Source organism: Pseudonocardia sp. TMWB2A, assembly GCF_017312135.1.
The window spans coordinates 171,672-195,517 of sequence record NZ_QKQY01000004.1 but is presented as its reverse complement, the minus strand read 5'-3'; the positions used below and the strand labels follow the sequence as shown (position 1 = coordinate 195,517).

Below are 23,846 nucleotides of genomic sequence, written 5' to 3'. Positions count from 1 at the left end.
ACTGATGAGATCCATGTCAGCTGGCTGACCGGTACCCTCACCCGGTGGCAGAGACGAACGACGAGCTGGCCGCTAGAGCTGTCGTCGAGGCGTACGAAGCAGCTCAGGTCGAGCGCATCGCTCAGCGCCAACGAGCACAGGTCGATACGGCCAAAGTCGTTGTGACGTTCGTTCAGGCTGTCGCTGGAGCTCTCGTTGGCACGGGCTTGCAGGTCACCCCTAACAGCTGGCCTGACATCGCTGCCTCCGCCGTGCTTGGGCTCGGCCTTCTACTGGCCCTCATCACGATCGCTCGTGACCGGCTCATCGAGCCGAACTTCTCGGCGATCGACCCCACGTATACCGACGTGCAGCGAGTTGTAGCTATGGAGACGTTGATGCGGCTGGTAGCCCAGACCAACGAGACCGTCGTAATCTCGGTGAAGGCGTGGGCGTTCAGGTGCGTGGCCACCTCCATCGTGGCCGGCGGTATCGCAGTCGTCGCCCTGCTGATCGGAGGCTCGTCGTGAGCATGACCAGGGTTGTTGGTTGGGGACCGTTCCGCTGGCGCATGGAACGCGAAACCCGCTTGACCATCGAGAGGGCTGTCCGCCATGCCGCCGAGCAGGTTGCGCCCGGCGCTGGCCCTCCCCCAGCCGACGTACAGGACGTCCAAGAGGCTGGACCACGATCGACGGTCCCCGAGCTCCGGGCGACGCTTCCATCAAGTCGAAGGGGCGACGCTGGTTCGCTGATCGTTCAGTCCTATAGCAATGAACCAATGATTGTTGGTAGGCCCGACAGTTTTGCCGCCATGGACGAGGCGGATCGCCGCTTCAAGTTCGCAAGTGAGCGCTTATGGCACATGCTGGAAGCCCTACGAAGTCAATTTGCCGACAAACCCCACCACCGGTACGACCTCGATATTTCAGTCAAGATTCTGCATCGTATGACAAGACCTACGACTGCCAGCAGGTTTGAGGCAGACATAGATCACTTGGATTCGAAGCTTCGCCGCATAGCGTCGCAACATCCAAGGCTGGGCGTATTCGGTGATGCTGCTATCGAGACTGCCGAGAGACGACTCGCTCTATACACAAGTTTAGGCATTCGCAGACTCCCGGCCACACAGGGTGTCGCTCAGATCGGGCCGTATCCCTTAACGGAACCAAGCCAACAGGCGCCTGTTGTTACCGCTGAGCCGAACTACCCGCAACGCACGAACATCGACTCACCGTAGATCAGCCGACAGCGATGACGGAGACCTCGGCTCCAATAGCCAGCGTGACTAGACCCGAGTTCTGCACCGTCACCACGCAGCCGGTCTTCGTCTTCGAGCCCTGCTTCACCGTGGCTGTCACCTTGCCCAGCAGAGCAGCGGCTACGGACACAGCTGCGGCCGCCGAGTAGGTCGTCGACGGGGCTGGCGTTGCCCAAGTGATTGGTATGTCCCTGGTGCCCCCGACAGCCACCTGCACCGTCGTCTCTTGGGTGAAGTGGCCTGTCCAGACGGTCGTACGGGCTTCGAGGGCGTCAGTGCGCTTAGCCAGTGCTGCAATCGAGCGCTCGGCTGCTTCGGTGCGCTCCGTGAGCGCTGCGACGGCATCCACGGACGCCTTCGCTGCAAGAGCTGCGACCGCTGCAGAGGCGCTGGAGCCCCCGCCGCCCCGACCACGGCGTATGTCGAGCCGAGCTCGACCTATACCTACAAGATCACCGGCAAGAACAGCGCGATGATCACCTACAGCAGCACCGGCGGGAATACCTCGCAGGTCTCCTCGGCCGAGCTGCCCTGGTCGAAGTCGGTGGAGTCTCCCGGTTACAGCGGAATGAGCTTCGCCTACATCTCCGCGCAGAACTCCGGCGGCGGCACGATCTCCTGCCAGATCATCGGGCCGTCCGGCAACGTGATCTCGGAGAACTCCTCCGAGGGCGCCTACGCGATCGTCACCTGTCAGGACTAGCGGAGACCGCGAGCATCGGTCCCTCAGCGAACGCGCCGGACGGCAGCCGGAGCACACTTGTTCGGGGGCCTAGCTGCCGATCCCGCAAGACCCTCCGACGACGTACTGCCGAAAGCGACCGCACCGGCTCGGTCACGGGCGGAAGGGGTCAGACAGGTAGTGCGGTGGCGTGGCCGCCGCCTCCCGGGGCTTGATGGGCACCTCCTGCACGGGCACGAGCTTGGTATGCGGGGGCGGTTCGGGAGTGGGGGCCCGGACCTCCTGCACCGGCGCGGCCGAGGCCGTGAACGGCAAAGGCGGGATGGTTGGTTGCTGTGGGAGTCGATACGCGTGCGGCGGGCCGCCGGGCAGGTCCTCCGGGTGCTGGTAGCGACCGTCCAGCTCCGCGGCCGCCCGGATGCGGGGCCCCTGCTGTTCCTCGGTCAGCTGCTGGATGCGCTTCCGGGAGGTGCTCCCCTGCCTGGCGGCGCGGGCTGCATCGCTCGCGAGTCGCTTCTCGGCCGGAAGAGTGGCGCGCTTCTCGGCTCGGCGAGCCCGCTCGGCGGCGTCGGGGTGAGGCCTCCCGCGCCGCATTGGGATCCGTGGGGTGGGTGGGGGCTGGCGATAGGTGGTCCGGCGCCCGGTGGGCACCAGCTGCGCAGCGCCGTTGCACGGCTCCCCGGTGGGAGTGTGGTGGTCGGCAGGGACGCGGGCGCCCAGCCCGGCGGAGGTGCCGCAGTCCTGGCAGCGGTGCCGGACAAGCTCAGCCCAGGCCGGTCGACGGCCGCGGCACGCGATACGGTCTGGGCTGTGGTGGGGCAGGAGGTTCCCGACCTTCACCTGTGCGATCTGCCCGCACGTCGAGCACTGGCCCTGGCGGGCACGGAGCGGCGCCACAGCGCGGGGCACCGGTGGGGTGGCGCCGGCTGGCCGGCCGCGGTCGTTCTGGGGGACAAACGCGACCCGGTCCGGGCGGGCGGGGCCAATGCTGCGCCAGCGGCTCGCGTGGCGCTTCACAGGCGCTCCTGCTTCGACATCGACAGGTTCATGACCTCGGTCCAGAGGTTCGGATGCTCGATACTGAGCAAGGCACCTCGGATAGCTCGCCGGAGGGCCCGACGAACCAGTCCCCGGAGCCGAGCTCGTCGATCAACGTGGACCCCGCCAGCATCCGGACGGGCCGGAAGTCGACGAGCACGGTGCGGGCGTCGCGGTCCTGGCTCGTCATGGCGCCGTCTCCGAGGTGGGCGCCCATCCGGCGGCGATCGCGCGGGCGGCGTGCTGCTGGGCGGTCATGCGCCGGCAGGTCTGATCCCATAACGCTCCAAGCGTGCGGGGCTCGGCGCGGTCGTCGAACGCGACCGGATCAAGGATCTGCGCAAGGCGCTCCACCAGTGGCGCGTACGCAGAAGCAGGGTCAGGCGCAGGCACGACGTCCTCCTCAGCTCGTTCCAGGACACGTCATACCGGACGCCCCTGACAGCGACCATGCGCCGTCGAGATCGGTCAGCGGCGCGGTCGGCAGTCGGGGCACACCGGCCCGTCCAGGCGCCAGCCCGCCGCAGCAAGCCAGTCCCGCGCGGCCGCGGGCAGCACGTCATCGGGCCCGGAGGGATCGACTGCGAGATCGCCGACCAGCAGAGGTCCATCGCCACAGCGCAGACAAGTCAGGTCGGTGATCGGGCCGTCGGGAGGACAGGCTCGGCAGTAGCGGGCGGGGGTCGGGCCGTCGGGGCCGGGGATCAGCCACACCGCGCTCATCAGGATCTGCTGCAGCGGGTCGGCCGCGGCCTGCCCGCACCGGTCGCAGCACAGCGACGGCCCGGCCCCCGGGGCGAGCGGCCCGGTCGTGCTGGCCATCACTGGCCGCGGGGCGGCGGTGGGCCCCAGGTGTGGGGGAGGCCCCACCTGATGAGCAGGGGTGGGGGATGCGGGTCCGGTGGGGAAGGCGGAGTTCACGGGGCCTCACTCCTGAGCATCGGGGGCGACGGGTCGGGTCTCGTCGGCAGGTGCGGTCTCGGTCGTGGTGGCGGTGGGGCCGGGCCGGCGCTGCGCCGCCCGGGGGCGGGCCCTACGTCCGCCCGTGCCTCGACCGGCCCCGGAGTCGGTCGCGGGGCCGGTGTCGGGTTCAGGAGTCCGGCTGGTCATCTGTCCGCTCAGCCGCGCGAGGTCGGTGCGCAGCTCGGCGAGCTGGGCGCGGTGGCGGGTTTCGGCGTCGGCGAGGCGCTGTTCGCCGTAGGCGCGTTCGCGGTCGACGTCGTGGGCGAGCTGTTCACGCAGCGCGGCCAGGCTGCTCTCCGCCGCGGCGCGTGCGGCCCGGTGCTCGACGGCCTGTTCGCGAACCTCGTGCAGCTCGTCGGCCAACCGGGCGCGGTCGGTCTCGGCCCGGTCGAAGTCACGGCGGGCCGCGCCCAGATCTGCGGCCGCAGTGTCGCGTTCGCCGACCAGCACCTCCACCTGCCGGCGGGCGTCGGCGAGCTCGGTCTCGACGCGGGTGTGCTCGCGGGTCACGGCCCGCAGTTCGGTGGTGATCCGGGCGGACTCCGCGGTCGCGGTGTCGCGGGCGGCGATCGCGGAGTCACGTGCGGCGGTGAGCGTTGCCCGCTCGGCGAGGACTGCGGCCAGCTCGGTGTCGCGCTGCTCGAGCTCGGCGCGGACCTGCGCGATCTCACTCTTGAGGACGTCGCGTGCAGCGATCGCGGTGTCACGGGCGAGCTCGGCGTCGGCGCGGGCCTCGGCGGCGTCGGCGGCTTCGGCATCGGAGGCGGCCGCGGAGCGTCGCGCGGCCTCGGCGTCGGCGCGGGCGGCGCGGGCCTGGGCGCGGGCCTCGTCGGCCACGGCCTGCGCGGCGTCGACCTCGGCGCGCGCGGCCCGCTGGGCCGCGGCGATCTCCGCCGCGACCGCCTCGGGATCGGCCAGCGTGTCCAGGGCGTCGCGCAGCTCGCTGCTGCTGTGGTCCAGGCGCGCGATGAGCGCGGCGACCTGGTCGGTCACGCTCTGCCCGGCGCGGGCGATCGGGCGGGCCAGCGCGTCGTCGACCTCGCCACGGCGCCGGGCGGGCGTGCCGCCGTCGAGGATCCGCTTGGCGTTGACGCGGTCGTGCATGACCCCGCCCACGATCTGGTAGCAGTACTTCGGCCGTCGCCCGGACCCCGCGTACTCCATGGTGTTCGCGCACCCGCCCGGAAACTGGCACGGCTCCAGATCGGGCCGGCGTAGCTGCGCCCTCCACGTCGGCCCGCCCGACGACCCCTCGGCCGCGATCGGGACCTCCGCGTCAGCTCGGACGTCCGGCGCCGCGCCGTCATCGGCCGAGATGTCCGGGGAGGGCTGCTCGCTCACAGCGTCGAGCGTAGGTGAAACGTAGCGTTAAGTCAATAGTTAAGTAATATGTTGCGTTGCGCTGTAACGATACGAAACACTTAGCGCTTGGCGGGATCATCCATGGAATCCCGGCTAGCGCAGGTCTAGGCTCTAACGATGGCTCCCCGTCCCTCGTTGCCGACCCGCGCCGTGCTCGTTGCTCCGACCTGGATGGCCGGCGGTCGTCCGGCGCAGCACCTGGCCGACTCAGCGCTGCGCGCCTGGGCGGTGTCCGGGGCCACCGACCGGTGGCAGGTTCAGACCGAAGAGTCATATCGGCGACAGCGCCCGGATCTGATGTCGGTCGAGCATCTCGCCGGTCCGTCTGCGCCCGCCGGTACCGGGCCGCCTGACTCGATTGCTCGACGCACAGCAGTTTTCGCTGCTCGACGACGCCGATGGGACGCGGATTGCCGAGGCCTCGGCGTTGCAGGACCGGGCGACGGCCTCCGGTCGGCCGGTGGACGGGATCGTCGCCTGGCTGGCGGCGACTCAGAGCGCGCGCCGATCGAGCAGCTCCCGGCGGTTGCCGCGCGCATCTACGAGTCGCTGCTCGGCCTGCGGATGGCCGGACGGCCCGACGAGGCGGTCATGGACTCGGCCGGGGTGCACCTGGTGCGTCGCGCCTCGGAGCTGGTGCACCGGACGAAGCTGTGTCTGTTGCTCCTGCAGGCCGGGCACGACCCGCTCCTGCTGGCCGCCGACATGGCAGCGATCACGGCCCTGATCGAGGCGGGGGAGCCGGGGTTCCGAGCGTCGCAGGACCTCTACCAGGGCGTCTTCCTCGGCGAGGTCTATCTCGCGCCCCTGCTCGGTGCGCTGAGCCCGGCTGTGTGGGGCTTCTGTGCGCCCCGCTCGCTCGGCATCGTCGTCTACACCATGGGCCAGCCGCTGCTCGGGCACGCCGGCAACGCGGCCGAGCTTCTGCAGACCCTGCCCCAGCAAGGAGCCGCGCCAGATCCCGACCGCGAGCGGGCCCGGATCCCGAGGCTTTCCCCACGAGCGGGGGCAGCTGCGCTGGACTGGTGGACGCGACGGCTGAACGACCTGTTCGGTGTCCTCACCGACCCTGCCCTGGCCACCGACGGCAGTGGGGTGTATCTGCCAGCCAAGCAGGCCCGCACGCTGCTGTCGGCCGAGCAGCTGTTCCGTCGCGTCGCCTCGATCCAGGCTGCGCACCGCGACGGTCACGCCCGGCGGGTCCTGCTGTTCACCGTCTTGGACACCCTGGAACGCCTGACCGGCAAGAACATCACCGAACTGGGCTCGGCGGAGTACGCTCGCGAGCGGCTCGGCGAGATGACCGCGGCGATCCCCGCAGAGGCTGCGGAGGTTCTGCTGCCCGGAGCCGAACGCGCCGTTGAAGCACTCGAAGAGCTGCCGCTCGGCTTCTTCCGGGCCCGCCAGCTCGGCGAGACCACCGTCGACGTCCCGGACAAGCACGGCGGCACGCGGTCCGTCGAGCTCGACCGCGCCGCGGCGGAATACTTGAAGGTCCTACGCAACGCCACGCACGGACACGGAGGCAAGACCGAGGCCGATATCCGGCTGACCGCCGCGCTGCTCGCCCAGCACGACGGCCGGATCCCGCACGACCTCGGGCTGCTGGGCTACTTGTACCTGCTCGACCTGCTGGCCCGCACCGACGAGCTCGCCCACCGCATCTACGGCGGGGGACGGGCGTGACCGTCTCGCAAGGCATGACCAACATGCCCACCGGCGCCGAGCGATGGACGTCATGCCCGCCGCCATTCGCGGGCGGGTCGCCCGCCGGGACACTGGTCACGTTCACCGAACCAGCGCTGACCGCCGCCGAGGCCGGCTACGTCGCGGCGGCCCGGTCGGCGAACACCCGACGCGGCTACCGGTCGGTGTGGACGGCGTTCACCGCGTTCTGCCGCCGCCACGACCTCGAGCCCATGCCCGCCGCGCCGGCGACCGTGTCCGGGTACCTGGTCGCGTGCGCCCAGGTCGGGATGCGCACCGGCACGATCGCCAAGCACCTCTCAGCGATCCGGGCCGCGCACCGCGCCGCCGACCAGCCCGACCCCGCGGTCACCGCCCGGGTCACCGCCGTCTGGGAGGGCATCCGACGCACCCACGGCGCCCCGCCTGCCCAGGCCGCCCCGCTGATGCCGCCGCTTCTCGACCACGCCGTCGCCGCCTGCCCCCGCAGCCGCGCGTTCCGCACCCGCGACGACGAACCGGACCTCGCCGGGGCCCGCGACCGCGCGCTGCTGCTGCTCGGGTTCTCCGGAGCGCTGCGCCGCTCCGAACTCGCCGCCCTGACCGTCGAGCACATCGGCCCGGAACAACAGCTGCGCAGCGGCCGCCGCGGCCGCGTGCTCACCCTGCCGCGGTCGAAGACCAATCAGACCGGCGAGGACGTCGAGCTCGTCGGAATCCCGCGTGCAGAGATCGCCGAGCACTGCCCGCTCACCGCCCTCGACGAGTGGCTCACCCTCGCTGCCATCACCACCGGCCCGGTCCTGCGCAAGGTCAGCACCGGCAACCGCGCCACCACCTCCGCCCTGCACCCGGAGTCAGTCAACGACCTCGTCCAGGCCGCGACCGCGCGCGCCCGGCTACCCGGCGGGCCCTACAGCGCGCACTCACTGCGGGCCGGGTTCGTCACCTTCGCCCACCTGCGCGGCGCCTCCGACCGGGCGATCGCCCACCAGACCCGGCACCGGTCGATGGACACCATCACCACCTACATCCGGGTCGAGGACGTGTTCGAGGACAACGCCGTCACCCAGCTCGGCCGCTAGCCGGTTTCGGCGGGAGCTGGAAGAACATCAGGGCAACGCTGATCTCGCGGTCCTGGTCTTCGGAGGATCGCAGGACGAAGTCGTGCCGATCCTCGGATGCTGACCGCCCGTCGCGCTTGAAGGCCGGGTGTGCATGGGCCTCCTGCAGTGACTTCTTCATGATCGATGACAGTCCGGCCTGGCGGACGAAGACCAACAACGCAGCCTTCGTGTCCCGCCATGCCAGGTAACTGAGAAGCTGATCGATGGCCTTCGCAAATCTTTTCGGCCCGCTCCAGATCTTGCACTCGGCGATGAAGACATTGCGGTCGTCAACCCTGATCAGGATGTCGGTCTTTCCGGTTCGATTGAATACCTCGGCGGCCGCGAGCCCCTCGAAATGCCCGTTGAGGTGAAAGAGCAGCAGATCTCGTATCTGCTCCTCCCCGGCGTCCGCCGCGATGGTGGGGTTACGCTCGAACCCGTTCCGCAGTCTCTGCAACACGCCCAGGGCGTCTTCGTAGTGTTCCTCCGCCATCGTCGGTTCTGGAGTAAAGGACTTATGGGTCAATCCTGCAGCAGGGCGGGAGGTATCGATTCGTCGTCGACTGATCGGGATGACGTAGCTTGCCGCGTCGGGTCGGACACGCATCGGGTAGCCGATCTCAGCCTGCATCTGCTTGTCCGCGAGGTGTTCCTGCTTTCGGGCAGCCACGGCACCGGGTGTTTCGGCGGCGAGCTTCTCGTTGTGGTGACGAATGTGTCCGTTCAGGACGGCGACCAGCCGCGCGATCTCATCAATCGTCGCATCGAAGCCGGCCCTGATGGCAGCTGACTCGCGGGGTCCGTAGTCGTTGTCGCTGGTGAGCCGAATCTCGTATCCCACGATCTCGACAATCGGCAGGGCCGATTCTGCTCCCCGCATCTGCATGCGGAGCAGACGGGCATCGCCTTCGAACGGCAATGCAACTGTCACACGCTTCACTCGGCGGTGATTGCCTCTGAACCGATAGTCGTGAACCGGATCGTTCTTCTTGTCCACCTCGCCGAAGTCCATCGTCACCCGATCTGAATGCAGGAGGACCCGCCGGCGGCGCCGGCCTCGACAATGCGTTCTGCCGCATCCGGGTCGGCAGTGTTGAGAAGAAGATCCGGGTCTCAATGCCGCAGCATCTTATGAAGTGCTGCTCTGCGCCGAGCGTGGAGATGGACGTCAAGACGCTCATCTCCCGCGAAGAGGGCGAACATGGCCATGACGGCATTGTCGCGGACATCGCCGACATGTTCGAGAGAGACCGCCACTCGCACCGGGCGCAGTCGAACGGCGGAGTGCGCGGATGGATCGACCGCTTGTTCGATCAAACGACACCGGAGTAAGATCTACACACTTGTATGATCTTGGGGGATCGATGGACGAGACGGACGCCGCGCTACTGCGCTGGCTGATGGCCGACGCCTCTGCGGCGCAGGACGATGAGTCCGATCGCGCGCTTCTCGACAGCCTCCGCGCCGACAGACGACAGAAGCCTGATCGCCCGGAGGACGATGTCGACCTTCTGGGTTTCCTGCGCGGCACCGGTCAGGAGGCGTCGCCAGAGCCAGACTCCGATTCGCCAGACTCAGAGGCCGGCCTCCGGTCGCTGGGCCTCAACTACAAGGAGCGCGACGCCATGCTGCGGCCGCCGACGTCCCGGAGACCGCTCTCCGACCAAAGCCGTCGCGTGCAGATCAAGCGATTCGAATGGCATCTGAGCCAGCGTGTCAACTGGTCTACCACCGAACACGACGCCGCCGCCTACCTGGTCGGTGCCTGGGTCGACCTCAGCAATGCTGATCTAGATCTCGCTCTGAGCTGGTGGGACGCTGGGGCCGACCCAGCTCGCCCCGATGTAGTCAGTCAGCTCCTCGAAGTCGGATTCCGACCGGGCGACCTCAGCCGGCCCATCGGTCGCCGTTCCGTTGCAGAAGAGCTGCGCAGGGGCAGCACCGTCGAGTATTGCCTTATCGCGATCAAGTGGCAGCGACCTGGTCGAAAGCGCCACCACTAGTGATGTCAACCTAAGCTGGCCCCGTCGAGTGATGGAGGCAAGTGGCCCTACGTGGATCTCGGCGTGGGGCAGGGGTTGAGCTGGCCAGGGCCGAAGAGGCGGTCGCCGTCGTCTCCGAGGCGTGCCGACGCCAAGACTGGGGCTGCCGGGGCTGGACCTGGGTCATGGCGCGCCTCCGGCCGCGCTCGACCGCGTTGCTCGTCGCGGCGCTCGTCCTGGCGGGGCGGTGGTCGGTCGGCGCCGGAATCCAAGCACTCGCCGGCGAGGTCGAGGGCGCTGACATGGGACAGAGGGCCTGGGCGATGACGCCGCGCAGTAGAGGGCGTGTCCGCTTAGGGCCATGGCTTCGGGGGCGGCGGGCTCAGAGCCATCGCGGCAGCGGGAGCGTGGCCATCTCGGTGTCGTCCCAACGGACACGGATCTCGTCGGCCAGCGGCGCGCCCCATGCCTCGAGCGCGGTGATGCTGAGCGATTCACCCGGCCCGAGGTCGGCAGGTGGCTCGGGCTGCAGGTCGACCCGGGCTCCGCCGAGGGCGTCGCGATCGATCACGACGCCGCGCGCCGTCGCGGGCCCGAGATTGCGGAGCAGCCATCGGTGTTTGCTCGCATGCTCGAGCGCCCATTCCACGTTGCGGGCCGCGGCCGCGGTACCGGCGTCTACTCGGTCGGCAAGACGTTCCAGGATCTCCGCGAGCCGTGTGTTGGTGTCGTGCTGAGTCCGCACCAACTCCTCCTGCCGGCTCTGGGCAGCACGGTTGCGCCGATTGGTCCACAGCCCGAGGGCACTCGTGGCGATCAGCGCAAGGACGGCGATGCCGTTGCTCACCCAGTCCTTGGCCTCGAACCCTGCCGCCAACGTGACCATCGCGACAGTGTCCCGGACGCACTGAGACAGCCAGCTGTTGGACCAGGAGACTCGACCATCGCCGCGTCCGCTGGGCGGCCGAGTTCTTCCCCAGTACTCGCGCCCCGCGACGACTGGACCGTCGTTCTTCTCTGATATCTCAGTTACGAGACCGATAGTCGGCGCCAATAATGTGGATTAAGACAGGCGGCCTGATAAGAAGAGTCCTCCCGCCGCGAGTGCTAGCCAGGTGCTCACCGGAAACCGGCTCGCCAAACGGTACGTCGGTGATTGACCCCGGCTACGGGGTCCGCGACGAGATCGTGGTGGAGACCCACCTACCGTCGCCAGACCGGTGGCCTCTGGTGCCGCCCCGCCCGGTCAGGCGGGGCGGTAGTCCGGTGAGCACGGCGGCCGATCCGGTCGCGCGGTCGAGCTGGACGAGTGCCAGGACGGTGGTGGCGCGCCCCCGGTCCCGCTACCCCGGGTCGGCGCGGTCGCCGTCGAAGTCGGCGACACCGTACTTCCAGTAGCCAGTGACCACGCGATCCTCGGGGCCGAGGCCCAGCTCGTCGCGCAGGTACCGGCGGATCGGCCTGATTGACGCGGACTCCCCGCCGACCCAGGCGTGCACGCGGGCCCCCCGCGGGCGCGACGACGGCGAGCACCGCTGCCGCTAGGCCGTCTGACGTACCGGGTGCGGCGCCGTCGCGATGCACCCACCGCAGCTCGACGCCGTCCGGCGCGGTCAGCCCCCCCCCGGGGCCCGCGACCTCGATCACGGCGACGCCCCGGAGGCCGGCGGGTAGGCCCTTCAGCATTCGGGCGAGGGCCGGCAGCGCGGTCGTCGACAACAGACACAAGGCCCACGCGGGCAACCGCTCGTCGCGTGTCGGTATGCGCTCAGAGACGGTCGAGGTCGAGATGCTGACCACGTGTGTCTCGCTGACTACAGATAGAAAGACCGCTCCCCAGCGTGTGTACCCAGATCATGCAGGGGCTGATGGGACTTGGCGGAGGCCTGACGCCCCTGCATGGCAGGGGGTCGGGGCTGTCCCCTCGACAGCTCCGACCCCCGCGGGGTGGTAACTCATCCGCTCCCCAGCGACGAGCAACAAGAGACTCAGTATCAGGCGTTGCTGGGCCCTATTAGAGCGATATACCCCGAACTGGGTACGTCGAATCGCACTGGTTCTGTGACGTCGGTCGACAACGACCTGTCGCCCTCCCTGGGGAGCCTGCGGGCATGGCGAGCCCGAGCCAGCTAATGAGAGGACGGACTGACCGGGGACTCCAGGAGCCCCATGTCAGGGACTGAACACTCGCGCCGGGGCGGTCGCCTCAAAAGGCATACCGGATCCGCAGCCATGGTGCATGTCGTTCGATGAGCTCGGTCAGGGCGGCGACCCCTTCGCGTTTGGGCTGGTTGCGGTAGCGCACGTTCCACATGCCGTTCTGGCTGCGTTTGCCCTGTTGCATCTCCGGGCGCCAGAGCAGCTGCTCGGCTTGGGGGTGCCATCCGAGGTTGACCTCGTGCAGGTCCCGGTTGTGGGTGAGCAGGATGATCTCAGCGGCGGCCTGGGCTTTGAACGCGTCCCCGGTGTGGTCGTCAAGCCGGTCGAGCAGGTCGGCCCAGTCCTGTTCCCACCCCTCGCGCAGCACGACCGGGGACAGGTTGAGGTGGACCTCGTAACCGGCCTCGATGAATTCATCGATCGCCTCGATCCGCTCGGAGATCGGGCTGGTGCGGATGTCGAGCAGTCGGGAGTCACGCTCGGGCATCAGGGAGAACCGGATGCGGGTCCGGCCTTGCGGGTCGAGCGCGAGCAGGTCGCGGTTGACGTACTTCGTGGCGAAGCTCGCCTTGGCCGAGGGCAGCTCGCGGAAGGTGGAGATGAGGTCGGCGACGTTGTCGCTGACCAGGGCGTCGACTGCGATGTCGGAGTTCTCGCCGATGTCATAGACCCAGGCGTGGGGGTCGACCTGGTTGGGTTCGGTCTTGGGACCTTGGCGGGAGACGTGGCCGCGTAGGTACTTGGTGATGCGGTCGATGTTGGTGAACACCGTGATCGGGTTCGCGTAGCCCTTGCGGCGGGGGACGTAACAGTAGGCGCACGCCATCGCGCATCCGTTGGCAGTGGAGGGCGCCACGAAGTCGGTGGAGCGGCCGTTGGGTCGCGCGGTGAGGGACTTCTTGACCCCGAGTACGAGGTTCTCGGTCTTGACCCGCACCCACCGTGAGACGTTGCCGGCGTTGCCGTGGAGCTCGGGGATCTGCCAGTGCGAGGCGACCTCGATGACCTCGGCGTCGGGAAACCGTCCCAGGATCTGCTGTCCGCGGGGCGAGGACAGGGCTTCGGGTTCGGCGTGGATGGTGCGTACTTGCAGGAGTTGACGGTCGACCGAGGGGGAACGGGACATCCCCTCGCAGTTCCCGCTTTAGATGTGGGTAAGCGCCGAGGCTTCATCAGCGCGACCGACGGCGGACCGGGAGCGGTGCACGGGGTGATCGCAATGCCGCGGTGGGGTCGGGGTGAAGGATCTGCCGGCCGACAGTGCTGGTGTCGGGCAGACCGCAGTCGTCGGGGTGTGAGCCGGGGTAGGTCAGTACGCGGGCGGGTGGCGGTGGCTGGGTCGCACGGGAAAGACGCGGCGGCGCGGTCGAGAACTCCGGCGTGGTCGACGCGGTGTCCGGCCAGGGCGAAGTTGCCCAGCTCGCCGGGGTCGGCCGAGCGGGGGGTAGTTCCCGGGACCGCGGCCCAAGCTGTCGTCGGGAGTCCGGGGAACAAGTTGGTCCGTGTGCCGGCGGTGCCGGGGTGAGCCTGCTCCCTGGGCAGCGGGACGGAGCTTACTGTCGGTGTGGTGTGCGAGCCTGCCCGCAGAAAGAGCGTGCCGAGCTGCAGGAGGTCGTCGGTGATCGCACCACGTCCACTGTCCCTGCCCGTCAAGTCCTCCGTCGGGCATGCGCTGGCGGGGCTCTTCACCCAGCCCCGAGTCGACCCTGAGGATTTCGCCCGGGCCCAGGTCGGTCAGTTCACCGGCCGACGGCTGCGTATCGGTCGGTCCGGAGTCGTGCACGACGTCGGCTGGCGGGCATGGCTCGGTGATCTGCTTCTTCCAGTTCCGGCATGCCACCAGGGCTGGTCCGGTGTCGCGGTCGCGGGTGACCTCACCGCGGTCAACGGCCCGGTGACCTGTCGCAAGTGTCTGGCCCGCCACCCCGGCGACAGCGGCATCGGGGGCGGGCAAGAGGCGCTCTTCACCGTCGAGCCCCGATCTTGATGATGCAAAGGGGAAAGTGATGGCCACGGAATTCGACCGGCAGTGCGACAAACTTCTGATGCACATGCAGGACCCTGGAGACCAGCGCGACGTCGGGCAGCTCCTGACGCAGATGGGCGTTGGCAGACACGACCAGTACGAGCTCGTGACCTACCTGCAGGAACAGGGCCTGGTCCATGACCAGAGCTCGCTCGGAGCACCAGACTGCCGCCTCACCGGCGCCGGCCGGCGGCGAGCGCAGCAGCTGATCGCCCAGCGACCGCAACGGCGCGCTGCCGGGCTGCCGGGCTGCAGACCCGGATGCTGCGCTGGCTCGACTCGCAGTCCTATCCAGCGGACTGGACCGGATTCCTCGGCAGCGACCTCATGGAGCACCCCGAGGGGGCATTCACGCAAGACGAGGTCTACCACCAGGCCGAGTGGCTCTACGAGAACACGATGATCAAGGCAATCCGGGTTGACGAGGCACCGAACGGGACGATCCGGCCGGAACTGACCCCGAGGGGGAAGGACTGCCTGATCCAGGGCGGGGACGTCGGCACCTACCTCGGACACGGTGGAACGGCCGGGAACACCACCCACAGCCAGGACACCCACGTCGGCACCATCTACGGTGGGCAGAACGCCTTTGGCAGCAACCACGTCTCCCAAGATCAGAACAACGAGCTGGTGGCGCCGGGTTACGAGCGGTTCGCCGACGCCGTGCACGCCCTGCTCACCGACACCGCCCAGCGCCCGGGCCTGTCGCAGGACGACCGCGGTGACCTCGTCGCCGCCGGGGACGACGCCCTCGGCGCGGTCACCGGGCAGCAGCCGGACAAGCAGCTGGTGAAGCGCTCCCACGATGCGGTGGTGGGGACCCTCTCCCGCATCGGCGCGGCGATGGGCAGCGCTGCGCTACAGGGCGCCGAGGGCTCGGTGGAGCAGTGGGCAGCCGAGCACAGCCAGATCCTGCTGGGCTCCTTGCCGTTCTGACTGCCAAGACCTGGGCGGTGCGACGGTGACCGCACGCCGGGTCACGCGCTTGTACGGCTGCTCAGGCGAGCAGCCGCGTGGTCCGCGCAGCTTGGCTGAGTCACGGGCGGCTCGCCAGGTCAGCGTGCTGCCGACCTGGCTGATCGCCTGAGCAGGTGGGAGCCGGTGTCATCAAAGTTGGGGATCCAGCAGGCTTACGGCTGTGCGGCCGAAATGCGGACACCCCCTGGCCCGATCGATTGGGTGGAAGAGGGTCGTTCGGGGGAGGGGCCATGACGTCGCTGGTGGAAGGTGACTTGACGCACGGCATACCACGTGCGCCAGTGCGATTGTTCCATGCTGGGGCGGTGGCGCAGCCACCACACGTCACGACTGAGCCGGGCCGGGACGACCGGTTCCGGGTGCTGGTGGTGTGCACGGGCAACATCTGCCGCTCGCCCGCTGCGGAGCTGCTGATGCGGAGCATCCTGGTCGGACGCTTGGGTGGTCGAGAGGCCAGCCGGGTCGAGGTGTCCAGCGCCGGGGTCGCCGCTGTCGTCGGGGCGCCGATGCACCCGCTGTCGCGGGCGCAGCTTGCGCCGTGGGGTCTGGACTCGCGCGCCGAGTCGTTCCGGGGCCGTCAGCTCGATGACTCCGTCGTCCGCGGCGTCGATCTGGTGCTGGGCGCGAATGTCCGTCACCGCTCACGGGTGCTCGAGCGATATCCGCACCTGCTGGATCGGACGTTTGCGTTGCGTGAGTTCGCCCGGCTCGCCACCGCAGCGGACACCATGGATCTTCCTCCTGACTTGGTGAAGCGCGGTCACGGGCTGGTCGAGCTGGTCCGGTCGATGCGTGGCACGGTCCCGCCGGCCGACGACTCGCTGCCCGACCCGATGGGTGGCCCGGAGCAGGCCCACCGCGACGCTGTCCGGCTGATCTTCAAGGCAGTGCAGGGGATCGTCGAGCAGCTGGCGCCCCGGGCGGCTGTCCGTCGCTGACACTGCCCACTGGCATCCAGGTGCGTGCGCCGCAGCATGTGCTGTGCAGCCCGGCTTTTTCCGGCCCGTCGCCCGGGCCGCTCGCGTGAGGCCTCGATCACCTCGTGCTGCACCGACAGTGCTGCACCGACAGTGCTGCACCGACAGAACGACGTCCCGGCCACCTACGGCTCCCGGGGATGTCCCTGGTTCCGCTGTTTTCGCAGCACGTTCACCGTGTCCTGCCGGTCTAGAATCGACGCATCGTGTGGCCGCGCTCGCTCGGTGACGACGACCTTCCTGAAAATGCGATCGTGCTGCCGGATCAGTAGGCGCCGCGGCTGCGGAGCACCGCGCCGATGGTCTTCCAGAGGATCAGCAGGTCCAGTGCGGGGGTCCAGTTCTCCACGTAGCGCAGGTCGAGGCGGACCGACTCCTCCCAGGTCAGGGTGGACCGCCCGGAGACCTGCCAGAGCCCGGTCATGCCGGGTTTGACGAGCAGCCGCCGCCGGGCGTCGTCGGCGTAGGTGGCGACCTCGTGGGGCAGCGGTGGGCGGGGTCCGACCAGGCTCATCGATCCGCCGAGGACGTTGAGCAGCTGCGGCAGCTCGTCGAGGGAGTAGCGGCGTAGAACCGATCCGACGCGGGTGATGCGCGGGTCGCGGGCCATCTTGAACATCGGCCCGTCGGCGTGGTCGTTGGTCAGGGCGGCGAGCTGCGCTTCGGCGTCCGGGCACATCGTGCGGAACTTCAGCATCCCGAACCGCCGCCCGTTCGTGCCGACGCGCTCCTGCCGGAACAACACCGGGCCGCCGTCGCCGAGCTTGACCGCGATGGCCACCGCCAGCAGCAGCGGCGTAGCCGCCAGGACCAGCAGCCCAGCGACCATCCGGTCGGCGACGTACTTAACGATCTTGGAGGCGCCGGTGAACCGCGGCTCGGACAGACGCAGCAGAGGCAGCCCGTCGACCGGGCTGATGTGCATCCGGGGACCGGCGATCTCCATCAGCCCCGGGTCGACGGCCAGCTCGGTCGCCGAACCCTCCAGCGCCCACGCCAACCGGTGCAGCCGCGCCGGCCCCCAGCCGGGTGAACGGCAGATCGCGACGACTCGGTGCCCGCCCTCGCGTACCAGCATGGTGACCGCGTCCAGATCACCGACCACCGGCACCCCGTCGACATCGGAAGCACCACCGGGCCCGGTACCGGTGGGTGTGCACACCGAGGCCACTGACCAACCGAAGTGCGGGTCGCGACGGGTCCGGCGGATCAGGTCCGCAACGCACCCGGCATCGCCTACCGCCAGCACCGGGGCCAGCCCGCGCCCGCGCCCGCGCTGGCGGTGCAGCGCCTTACGCAGCCCGAACCGGACCACGAGTACCGCCACGCTGATGCCCGGGACGAGCGCGAACACCCACTCCCGTGAGGAGTGCACCATCAGAGCCAGCCCGCCGAGGGCGAGCGCGACGTCGGCCATCACCACCGCGCGACCGAGCCGGAGAAACTCAGCCGCCCCGACACCGAGCACCCGGCCGTCCCAAGCCCGCGACATGGGCAACGCAGTCACCAGCAGCGCGGCCGCTACCAAGCCTGATCCGACCCGCGCCCGATCGGCTGCCTCAGCGCCCGTGACCCCGACAAGGACTGCCATCGTGGTGCAGATCGCGATCGTCGCGAGGTCTCCCAGGACGACGAGCGCAGTGAACCGGCGCTGCCACCGTGGCGTCTCCACAGGAAGGCCCCGACGGCGCTTGGCCGGGACGACGATCGGCGTCCCCGGCCCCGGGACGGTGCGCTCGGACGCACACGAGACGTCAGAGGGCGTGCTCACGAACGGGTGACTCCTTCGGAGGATGGGCAGCGGTCCGGCTGGGGACGGGCGGCTGCAGACGACGGCACTGCATCGCACCGTCGATGTCCCGGATGTCGGAAAGCTGTCGCCCAGCGTTAGCGACCTGCTCGACTCCCCAGACCGAATTGGGCCGTTCGCCGCAATCCCGGAACTTGGTTGTCATCAGAAGTGGGTAATGTCTACCGGCGGCATCGCACTGCAGTCGATCAGCCGTGAGGCCTGAGACTTTCTGATGCGTTGGTCGTGATCAGCGAGTCGACCTCGATGACAACAGTCGAACGGGATGACCGGGCGAGCGTCTCAACGAACTCTCGCTACCAGACCGATCGCTGGGGGACTCAGCGCGGCCGGCGCGATGAGGGCGATGGCCGCGGGCCCCGTGTGTCCCGCGGTTACCGACGACGAGACACCGGGGGTCTGGAGCGGCCACGCGAGTCTCATGCCAGTGGTTGAGACGTCACTGGCCCGGCCGTCGCTCGAAACCAGGCCGGGCCACGTTGAGGCAGCAGGGCAGGACAGGAGGCAACCCCGTCTGGGCCTCGTCGTCTGTGTGCGGGGGCACGCGAACTCCACAGGACTGATGATCCCGTGGTTCCGGAGGTAACTGGTTGAGCTAACCGCTCGATGCGGTTGGCAGACAGCTTGTTCGGCCGACCGGATCAGTCCCAGGAGTTGACGATGACCGTTACGACACCCTGCGCGTTGTTCGTCGACTCCGCCCCGGCGCTTGAGGCGACCGACGTGGATGCCGTAGTGGACGGGGCTCTCGTGCCCGTCACTGCCGCAGCCGTGGCCCCGTCTCGACAGGGCGGCATCGGTTACGCAGTCCTCAACGCCGTCGCTGCCTCGATCCTGATCGTGCTGCTCCTGCCGGTCCTGCTGGTGGTCGCGGTGGCGGTGCTGTTCGACGGTGGACCGGTGCTGTTCCGTCAGACTCGAGTGGGACGGGACGGCGCAGAGTTCCGCATGATCAAGTTCCGGTCGATGTGCGTGGATGCCGAGGCTCGACTCGACTCGCTCCGGGACCTCGACGAGGGCTCCGGACCGTTGTTCAAGATGGCCCGCGACCCGCGCGTCACCCGGGTCGGTCACGTGCTGCGCAGATACTCCCTCGACGAACTGCCCCAGCTGTTCAACGTCGTCGGCGGCACCATGGCACTGGTCGGTCCTCGCCCGGCCTTGACCAGCGAAGTAGCCCAGTACGGGCCGCTGGCCCGACGCCGCCTGGCTGTCCGGCCCGGCCTGACCGGGCTGTGGCAGGTATCGGGACGTAGCGATCTTTCCTGGGACGAATCGATCCGGCTCGACGCCCTCTACGTCGACAGCTGGTCACCCGCGTTCGATCTGTCGATCCTGCTCCGCACCATCGGCCCGGTACTGCGCGGCGGCGGAGCCTACTGATCTTTCAGCCCCAAGGGACCGGCGATTCGTGGTGGTCAAGTCCGCTGGCGTGGTGTGTGCCGACTACCGCGTGATCTTGTTGTTCTGTCAGGCGCTGAGCGCGGGAATCGTGCCGGTCGAGGTCACCTTCCCGCCGGTGGTGTGTCGGGGACGGTGGTGACACGGGAGCGAGCGAGGGTCTCGGGGCCGAGGTGGCGGAGTCCCTCGGCCCACTCGTCGTGCTGCTCGGCCAGCACGGCGCCGACGAGGCGGATCAGAGAGCCGCGATCGGGGAAGATCCCGACCACGTCGGTGCGGCGCCGGATCTCCCCGATCAAGCGCTCAGAGAGGGCGTTCGACCAGATCTGACGCCAGTAGATACCGGATTGCGGTCATCGCGTGGAGCTCCTGAATGAGCTCTACGCCAGCCTTTCTGACCGCCCCGCCGGTTCTCCTGCTGGCTCGGCGCCTGATCTCCCGTCATCATCAACATTGATGAGTGGCGCTAACGACGTAGGCGGTGCGTGCGCTACATGGGCGTCCGATGCGCCGCAAACGAAGTGGCGTCCAGAGTTGGACCGGTCTCGGCCCTGGAGCCGACCCGCTGGGGAGCCCGGCGCGGTGGGGCTGCCGGACCTGAAACAATAACTGACTACCCATCCCGAACCGATGGCACTGGAGACGCTTCTGTGACGGTGCAGTCCTTCCTGCGAACTTTGCGGGAGCAGTACGTACTCGTGGCGGTAACCGTCCTGATCGGAGTGGCGGCGGCCGGTGCCGTGTTCGCCGTCCAACCGGCCTCCTACACGGCGTCGACGTCGCTGTATGTCTCGGCGCAGGCCGGTCGGGAGGATGCGCAGCAGGCGTATCTGGGGGCGCAGTTGTCCGCGGAGCGGGTCCGGTCCTACACCAACCTGATCACCGGATCGCGGGTGCTCGGCGGTGCTGCCCAGGCCCTCGGTAGCGGTGAGTCGGTCGAGGACCTGCGGCAACGGGTGTCTGCGACCAGCCCCACGGATTCGGTACTGATCGAGGTCTCGGCCACGGACTCGACTCCGGAGCGGGCCGCGCAGCTGGCCGACGCGGTCGCCGACGCGGGGGCAGGTGTCGTCAGCGACCTGGAACGCCCGACCGACCCCGGTGCAGCCGCGCTGATCACGCTGCGTGTCGTGCAGCCTGCGGATGTGCCGACAGAACCGTCGTCGCTGTCGTTGCCCGCGATGCTGGCCATCGGGCTGATCTTGGGGGCGGGTGCCGGCATCCTGCTGGCCCTGGCGCGCCGCGCAGTCGACACGAGGGTCACCTCTGACGCCGAGCTGGTGGCTGCGACGCGGTCGCCGGTGATCGGGCGTGTACTGGCCGACCCTGGGGCCGAGCAGCATCCGCTCGTGGTGAACCACGCGTCCTCGGGGCGGGAGGCTGAGGCGTACCGGCAGCTGCGAACCAACATTCAGTTCATCGACGTGGACAACCCGCGCAAGGTCGTCGTGGTCACGAGCGCGATGCCAGGCGATGGGAAGACGACCACGGTGGCCAACCTCGCCATCGCGTTGGGCCGGGCCGGGTCGCGGGTGCTGCTGGTGGACGCCGACATGCGTCTGCCGCGGATCGCGAGCCTGTTCGGCCTCGACAACTCGGTCGGTCTGACCCGGGTCATCTCGGGGCAGGTGCCGTTCGACCGTGCTGTGCAGAGCTGGAACGGCGGCGTCATCGACGTGCTGACCAGCGGGCCGGTGCCGCCGAACCCGAGTGAGCTCCTCGCTTCGGCGAGCATGCGAGCCACGATCGCGCACGCCCGCGACCGCTACGACATGGTTCTGATCGACTCCCCACCGGTGCTGTCGCTGTCGGACACGACGGTGCTGGCGGGAACGGTCGACGGCGCCATCCTGGTCTGTCGGGCGAAGAAGACGACCCGGCGTCAAGCAGAGTCGGCGGCCGAGGCGCTGCGGCTCGTGGGACTCGCACCGTTCGGGTCGGTGCTGAACCGGGTGGACCCGGCCAAGTCCGACGTCTACGGCAAGTACCACCGCTACCACGCGGACGGGCCCGCGTCCGCCGCGAGCATCGACTCTGCCGACGGCCCGGCGCGGGTGGTCGCCGCCCCGGCCCGCGGCGCAGACACCAGCCGTATCCAGCAGCCCACCGGGCGCCCCCCGGGGCAGCCGCAGCCCCCGGGATCCGGAAGTCCGCAGCCCTGGTCACGGCGGCTCGATCCCGATCAGCGCCCTGATCACCGACCCGATCACCGTTAGGAGCCGTTCAGTATGCGAGTCGCTCTGGCTCACGACTATCTGGCCCAACGGGGCGGCGCCGAACGCGTCACGTTGGAGCTGTGTAAGGCGTTCCCGGACGCCCCACTGTTCACCTCGGTGTATCAGCCGGACCAGACCTTCGCGGGGTTCGCCGACGTCGACGTGCGCACCAGCTGGTTGCAGAAGGTCCCGGGCCTGCGTTCGGACCCGCGCCTCGCGCTGCCCTTGCTCCCGTTCGTGTGGGACCGAAAGTCGGCGGAGCAGTTCGATGTGGTGCTGGCGAGTTCCAGTGGTTGGGCGCACGGCGTCGATGTGGGCGCGGCGGCGAAGGTCGTGTACTGCCATAACCCGGCCCGGTGGCTCTACCAGGCTGATGACTACTTCTCCTCGGAGAGGGTGGCGCGGCTGTTTCATCGGGGCTCGTCGGGGTTGCGGCGCTGGGATCGCAGACAGGCCGCAACTGCGACTACCTATGTCGCGAACTCCTCGGTCGTCCAGCAACGCATCCAGGACCAGTACGGGCTCTCATCGGAGTTGCTGTTTCCGCCGGTCTCACCCCACCTGGCCGACGGCCCGGCCCAGGCCCCGTCGGGGGTCCAGCCGGGGTTCTGGCTCACCGTTGCCCGCGGCCGCGGCTACAAGAACGTCGAGCTCATCCGGGCCGCGTTCGACACGATGCCCGATCAGCGGCTGGTCGTGGTGGGTGGACGGGCCGACGAGGGCACCGGGGCGGCCGGGAACATCACAGCACTCGGGGTGGTAGCCGAGCCCGAGCTGCGGTGGCTCTACCGCCATGCCTGCGCCCTGGTCACGGTCGCGCACGAAGACTTCGGGCTCACCCCGGTCGAGGCGAACTCCTGCGGGACGCCGGCGCTGGCGCTGCGCGCCGGCGGGCATCTCGACACGGTCCGCGAGGGGGTGTCCGGGTGGTGGATCGAGCAGGAGAGCATCGACTGCATCCGAGAGTCGGTCGAGTCGTTCGTCGACATCGACCCGTCGGTCGTGGCGGCCCACGCCGAGGGCTTCTCCGTCGGGAACTTCGCGACCCGCCTCGAGTCCATCGTGCAGAACGCTGCGCGGAGCGCGGTGTGAGCGGTCCCCGCCGGTGCGTCACGCATGTGCTCAACGACGTGCGGGAGATCGGTAACGGCATCAACAACAGCACCGTCGATCTGGCCTGCGAGCAGAGCCGCAGGGGCGAGGACGTCACGGTCGTCAGCCGCGGCGGGGACTTCGTGCCGCTGCTGACCGAGTACGGGGTCAGGCACCATACCATCGACGCCGCCTCGCGCCAGCGGGAGTTTCTGCAGTACATCCTTGTCATCCACGGACTGGTCAGAGTCGGCGAATCCCGCATCGTCCACGCCCACACCCTCGCCGCAGTGCTACTAAGCTGGGTCGCCCTCCAGACGGCGCGCGCGACACGCCGGACCGTCACGCTGGTGTCGACGATGCACCTGGAGAACAAGCGCGGGGTGTGTCTGCACGGGCTCTCACAGGCCGTGATTCTGCTGAACGAGACCGCACGGGCCCGACTGCCTCGCCTGCGGCGCGGTCGCGGTGTCGTCGTCGCCCAGGGCACGATCGGCGGGGCCCGCGATCACGCGGCGAGCGCCGTCCCGCCCAGGACAGCAGACCCGGGTGACCGCGATGCGTTGCAGATCGTGACCGTGTGCGGCCTCTACCGGCACAAGGGCATCCTGACGTTGGTCGAGGCCTTCGCCGAGCTCCGAGCCTCGCTCCCGGCCGCGCAGTTGGCGTTCGTCGGAGACGGGCCGGACCGTGCCCTGCTGGAGCAGCGCATCGACGCACTCGGGCTACGAGACTCGGTGACGCTGACCGGCTTTCAACGCGATCCGCGCCCGGCCATCCGCGGAGCCGGCCTGTTCGTACTGGCCAGCCACTCCGAGCCGGCGGGTCTCGTCCTTGCCGAGGCACGCTCGGCTGGGACCCCGATCGTCGCCGCCGACGTCGACGGCATCCCGACCATGATCGATCACGGCCGCTGCGCCGTGTTGGTGCCGCCCGGGAACGCGCCTGCGCTGGCCGAGGCGATGCAGCGTGTCCTGACCTCGGAGGAGCTGCGTGAACGGCTGCTCGCACGGTCGGAGGCGACGCTGGAGCAGCTGTCGATGGCTCGGGTGGAGCGCGATGTCGACGACGTCTACGCCCGGGCCGGTCGGCCCTGATCCACGGCCCTTGCCCCTCCCCGCGTG

Annotated in this window: 24 protein-coding genes and 2 pseudogenes; 13 read left to right on the top strand and 13 right to left on the bottom strand. The window is 69.0% G+C overall.

Going from position 1 to position 23,846, the window contains the following annotated elements; translation table 11 throughout:
- Positions 1 to 44: 44 nt before the first annotated feature.
- A complete protein-coding gene (locus DMP17_RS46085; RefSeq protein WP_337832998.1) occupies positions 45 to 509 on the top strand; it encodes a hypothetical protein in 465 nt (154 codons plus the stop codon).
- A gap of 711 nt (positions 510 to 1,220) precedes the next feature.
- Here DMP17_RS46085 and DMP17_RS46080 read toward each other — a convergent pair.
- Positions 1,221 to 1,589: a hypothetical protein gene (locus DMP17_RS46080; protein WP_337833029.1), complete on the bottom strand. Its 369-nt coding sequence runs from the start codon at positions 1,587 to 1,589 to the stop codon at positions 1,221 to 1,223.
- Between DMP17_RS46080 and DMP17_RS46075 the strand changes: the two genes are divergently transcribed.
- Positions 1,476 to 1,943 (top strand): MmpS family transport accessory protein, encoded by a 468-nt coding sequence (locus DMP17_RS46075; protein WP_337833027.1) that lies wholly within the window; start codon positions 1,476 to 1,478, stop codon positions 1,941 to 1,943. The genes DMP17_RS46080 and DMP17_RS46075 overlap by 114 nt on opposite strands.
- 1,024 nt (positions 1,944 to 2,967) lie before the next feature.
- On the opposite strand, the gene DMP17_RS46070 is transcribed toward DMP17_RS46075, so the two are convergent.
- The 4 genes from DMP17_RS46070 to DMP17_RS46055 all read right to left on the bottom strand — a co-directional run bounded on the left by DMP17_RS46070 (position 2,968) and on the right by DMP17_RS46055 (position 5,264).
- Positions 2,968 to 3,150: a hypothetical protein gene (locus DMP17_RS46070; RefSeq protein ID WP_337832997.1), complete on the bottom strand. Its 183-nt coding sequence runs from the start codon at positions 3,148 to 3,150 to the stop codon at positions 2,968 to 2,970.
- Complete coding sequence (locus DMP17_RS46065; protein WP_337832996.1) at positions 3,147 to 3,353, bottom strand: hypothetical protein; 207 nt, start codon at positions 3,351 to 3,353, stop codon at positions 3,147 to 3,149. The genes DMP17_RS46070 and DMP17_RS46065 overlap by 4 nt, the downstream gene beginning before the upstream one ends.
- Positions 3,354 to 3,428: 75 nt before the next feature.
- Positions 3,429 to 3,782 (bottom strand): hypothetical protein, encoded by a 354-nt coding sequence (locus DMP17_RS46060; RefSeq protein ID WP_337832995.1) that lies wholly within the window; start codon positions 3,780 to 3,782, stop codon positions 3,429 to 3,431.
- Positions 3,783 to 3,887: 105 nt separating this feature from the next.
- Positions 3,888 to 5,264 carry a hypothetical protein gene (locus tag DMP17_RS46055; RefSeq protein ID WP_337832994.1) on the bottom strand — a complete coding sequence of 459 codons (1,377 nt, stop codon included), beginning with the start codon at positions 5,262 to 5,264 and terminating at the stop codon, positions 3,888 to 3,890.
- A gap of 585 nt (positions 5,265 to 5,849) precedes the next feature.
- On the opposite strand from DMP17_RS46055, the gene DMP17_RS46050 reads away from it, so the two are divergent.
- Positions 5,850 to 6,971 carry a hypothetical protein gene (locus tag DMP17_RS46050; RefSeq protein WP_337832993.1) on the top strand — a complete coding sequence of 374 codons (1,122 nt, stop codon included), beginning with the start codon at positions 5,850 to 5,852 and terminating at the stop codon, positions 6,969 to 6,971.
- Positions 6,968 to 8,056 (top strand): hypothetical protein, encoded by a 1,089-nt coding sequence (locus DMP17_RS46045; RefSeq protein WP_337832992.1) that lies wholly within the window; start codon positions 6,968 to 6,970, stop codon positions 8,054 to 8,056. Before DMP17_RS46050 ends, DMP17_RS46045 begins: the two co-directional genes overlap by 4 nt.
- On the opposite strand, the gene DMP17_RS46040 is transcribed toward DMP17_RS46045, so the two are convergent.
- Positions 8,037 to 9,098 carry a hypothetical protein gene (locus tag DMP17_RS46040; RefSeq protein WP_337832991.1) on the bottom strand — a complete coding sequence of 354 codons (1,062 nt, stop codon included), beginning with the start codon at positions 9,096 to 9,098 and terminating at the stop codon, positions 8,037 to 8,039. The two genes, DMP17_RS46045 and DMP17_RS46040, sit on opposite strands and share 20 nt — an antisense overlap.
- 143 nt (positions 9,099 to 9,241) lie before the next feature.
- Between DMP17_RS46040 and DMP17_RS46035 the strand changes: the two genes are divergently transcribed.
- Both DMP17_RS46035 and DMP17_RS46030 read left to right on the top strand, forming a co-directional pair.
- On the top strand, positions 9,242 to 9,412 hold the full coding sequence (locus DMP17_RS46035; RefSeq protein WP_337832990.1) for a hypothetical protein: 171 nt from the start codon (positions 9,242 to 9,244) through the stop codon (positions 9,410 to 9,412).
- Between the two features lie 32 nt (positions 9,413 to 9,444).
- Entirely contained in the window at positions 9,445 to 10,083 is a 639-nt protein-coding gene (locus DMP17_RS46030) for a hypothetical protein (RefSeq protein ID WP_337832989.1), read from the top strand.
- 361 nt (positions 10,084 to 10,444) lie between these two features.
- Here the strand turns inward: DMP17_RS46030 and DMP17_RS46025 are convergent, their stop codons facing one another.
- The 4 genes and pseudogenes from DMP17_RS46025 to DMP17_RS46015 all read right to left on the bottom strand — a co-directional run bounded on the left by DMP17_RS46025 (position 10,445) and on the right by DMP17_RS46015 (position 13,348).
- Positions 10,445 to 10,948 carry a hypothetical protein gene (locus DMP17_RS46025; RefSeq protein ID WP_337832988.1) on the bottom strand — a complete coding sequence of 168 codons (504 nt, stop codon included), beginning with the start codon at positions 10,946 to 10,948 and terminating at the stop codon, positions 10,445 to 10,447.
- 457 nt (positions 10,949 to 11,405) lie between these two features.
- Positions 11,406 to 11,561, bottom strand: coding sequence for an SIP domain-containing protein (locus DMP17_RS46020; RefSeq protein ID WP_337832987.1), 156 nt, complete (start codon positions 11,559 to 11,561; stop codon positions 11,406 to 11,408).
- 70 nt (positions 11,562 to 11,631) lie between these two features.
- Positions 11,632 to 11,748 (bottom strand): annotated as a pseudogene (locus DMP17_RS46645) (siderophore-interacting protein); the annotation flags it as partial.
- Positions 11,749 to 12,268: 520 nt separating this feature from the next.
- Positions 12,269 to 13,348, bottom strand: a complete 1,080-nt coding sequence (locus tag DMP17_RS46015; RefSeq protein ID WP_337832986.1) for a spore photoproduct lyase family protein — start codon at positions 13,346 to 13,348, stop codon at positions 12,269 to 12,271.
- Positions 13,349 to 13,840: 492 nt separating this feature from the next.
- Between DMP17_RS46015 and DMP17_RS46010 the strand changes: the two genes are divergently transcribed.
- Positions 13,841 to 14,209, top strand: coding sequence for a hypothetical protein (locus DMP17_RS46010; RefSeq protein WP_337832985.1), 369 nt, complete (start codon positions 13,841 to 13,843; stop codon positions 14,207 to 14,209).
- Here the strand turns inward: DMP17_RS46010 and DMP17_RS46005 are convergent.
- Complete coding sequence (locus tag DMP17_RS46005; RefSeq protein ID WP_337832984.1) at positions 14,187 to 14,387, bottom strand: hypothetical protein; 201 nt, start codon at positions 14,385 to 14,387, stop codon at positions 14,187 to 14,189. The genes DMP17_RS46010 and DMP17_RS46005 overlap by 23 nt on opposite strands.
- Before the next feature lie 188 nt (positions 14,388 to 14,575).
- Here DMP17_RS46005 and DMP17_RS46000 point away from each other — a divergent pair, with 188 nt between their 5' ends.
- Together DMP17_RS46000 and DMP17_RS45995 are read left to right on the top strand one after the other, a co-directional pair.
- Entirely contained in the window at positions 14,576 to 15,184 is a 609-nt protein-coding gene (locus tag DMP17_RS46000) for a hypothetical protein (RefSeq protein WP_337832983.1), read from the top strand.
- A 347-nt stretch (positions 15,185 to 15,531) separates the two neighbouring features.
- On the top strand, positions 15,532 to 16,164 hold the full coding sequence (locus DMP17_RS45995) for an arsenate reductase/protein-tyrosine-phosphatase family protein (protein WP_337832982.1): 633 nt from the start codon (positions 15,532 to 15,534) through the stop codon (positions 16,162 to 16,164).
- Between the two features lie 304 nt (positions 16,165 to 16,468).
- Here the strand turns inward: DMP17_RS45995 and DMP17_RS45990 are convergent, their stop codons facing one another.
- Positions 16,469 to 17,974: a sugar transferase gene (locus tag DMP17_RS45990; protein WP_337832981.1), complete on the bottom strand. Its 1,506-nt coding sequence runs from the start codon at positions 17,972 to 17,974 to the stop codon at positions 16,469 to 16,471.
- A 699-nt stretch (positions 17,975 to 18,673) separates the two neighbouring features.
- On the opposite strand from DMP17_RS45990, the gene DMP17_RS45985 reads away from it, so the two are divergent.
- Entirely contained in the window at positions 18,674 to 19,396 is a 723-nt protein-coding gene (locus DMP17_RS45985) for a sugar transferase (protein WP_443218006.1), read from the top strand.
- A 122-nt stretch (positions 19,397 to 19,518) separates the two neighbouring features.
- Here the strand turns inward: DMP17_RS45985 and DMP17_RS45980 are convergent.
- A pseudogene (locus DMP17_RS45980) lies at positions 19,519 to 19,749 on the bottom strand (transposase); the annotation flags it as partial.
- A gap of 315 nt (positions 19,750 to 20,064) precedes the next feature.
- Here DMP17_RS45980 and DMP17_RS45975 point away from each other — a divergent pair.
- From DMP17_RS45975 to DMP17_RS45965, 3 genes are read left to right on the top strand one after another with little or no spacing between them, the layout of a single operon-like run.
- Positions 20,065 to 21,630, top strand: coding sequence for a polysaccharide biosynthesis tyrosine autokinase (locus DMP17_RS45975; RefSeq protein ID WP_337832980.1), 1,566 nt, complete (start codon positions 20,065 to 20,067; stop codon positions 21,628 to 21,630).
- 12 nt (positions 21,631 to 21,642) lie between these two features.
- Positions 21,643 to 22,722: a glycosyltransferase gene (locus DMP17_RS45970; protein WP_337832979.1), complete on the top strand. Its 1,080-nt coding sequence runs from the start codon at positions 21,643 to 21,645 to the stop codon at positions 22,720 to 22,722.
- The gene (locus tag DMP17_RS45965) at positions 22,719 to 23,819 is read left to right on the top strand and encodes a glycosyltransferase (RefSeq protein WP_337832978.1); all 1,101 of its coding nucleotides are present in this window, start codon (positions 22,719 to 22,721) and stop codon (positions 23,817 to 23,819) included. Before DMP17_RS45970 ends, DMP17_RS45965 begins: the two co-directional genes overlap by 4 nt.
- Positions 23,820 to 23,846: the final 27 nt, after the last annotated feature.

Bases quoted from the DNA above. Each gene is read 5' to 3' on its own strand.
- DMP17_RS46070 (WP_337832997.1), bottom strand. From the start codon at position 3,150: ATGACGAGCCAGGACCGCGACGCCCGCACCGTGCTCGTCGACTTCCGG.
- DMP17_RS46005 (WP_337832984.1), bottom strand. From the start codon at position 14,387: ATGGACCAGGCCCTGTTCCTGCAGGTAGGTCACGAGCTCGTACTGGTC.
- DMP17_RS46000 (WP_337832983.1), top strand. From the start codon at position 14,576: ATGGAGCACCCCGAGGGGGCATTCACGCAAGACGAGGTCTACCACCAG.
- DMP17_RS46015 (WP_337832986.1), bottom strand. From the start codon at position 13,348: ATGTCCCGTTCCCCCTCGGTCGACCGTCAACTCCTGCAAGTACGCACC.
- DMP17_RS46030 (WP_337832989.1), top strand. From the start codon at position 9,445: ATGGACGAGACGGACGCCGCGCTACTGCGCTGGCTGATGGCCGACGCC.
- DMP17_RS45970 (WP_337832979.1), top strand. From the start codon at position 21,643: ATGCGAGTCGCTCTGGCTCACGACTATCTGGCCCAACGGGGCGGCGCC.
- DMP17_RS46060 (WP_337832995.1), bottom strand. From the start codon at position 3,782: ATGGCCAGCACGACCGGGCCGCTCGCCCCGGGGGCCGGGCCGTCGCTG.
- DMP17_RS46025 (WP_337832988.1), bottom strand. From the start codon at position 10,948: ATGGTCACGTTGGCGGCAGGGTTCGAGGCCAAGGACTGGGTGAGCAAC.
- DMP17_RS46035 (WP_337832990.1), top strand. From the start codon at position 9,242: ATGGACGTCAAGACGCTCATCTCCCGCGAAGAGGGCGAACATGGCCAT.
- DMP17_RS46050 (WP_337832993.1), top strand. From the start codon at position 5,850: ATGGCCGGACGGCCCGACGAGGCGGTCATGGACTCGGCCGGGGTGCAC.
- DMP17_RS45985 (WP_443218006.1), top strand. From the start codon at position 18,674: ATGACCGTTACGACACCCTGCGCGTTGTTCGTCGACTCCGCCCCGGCG.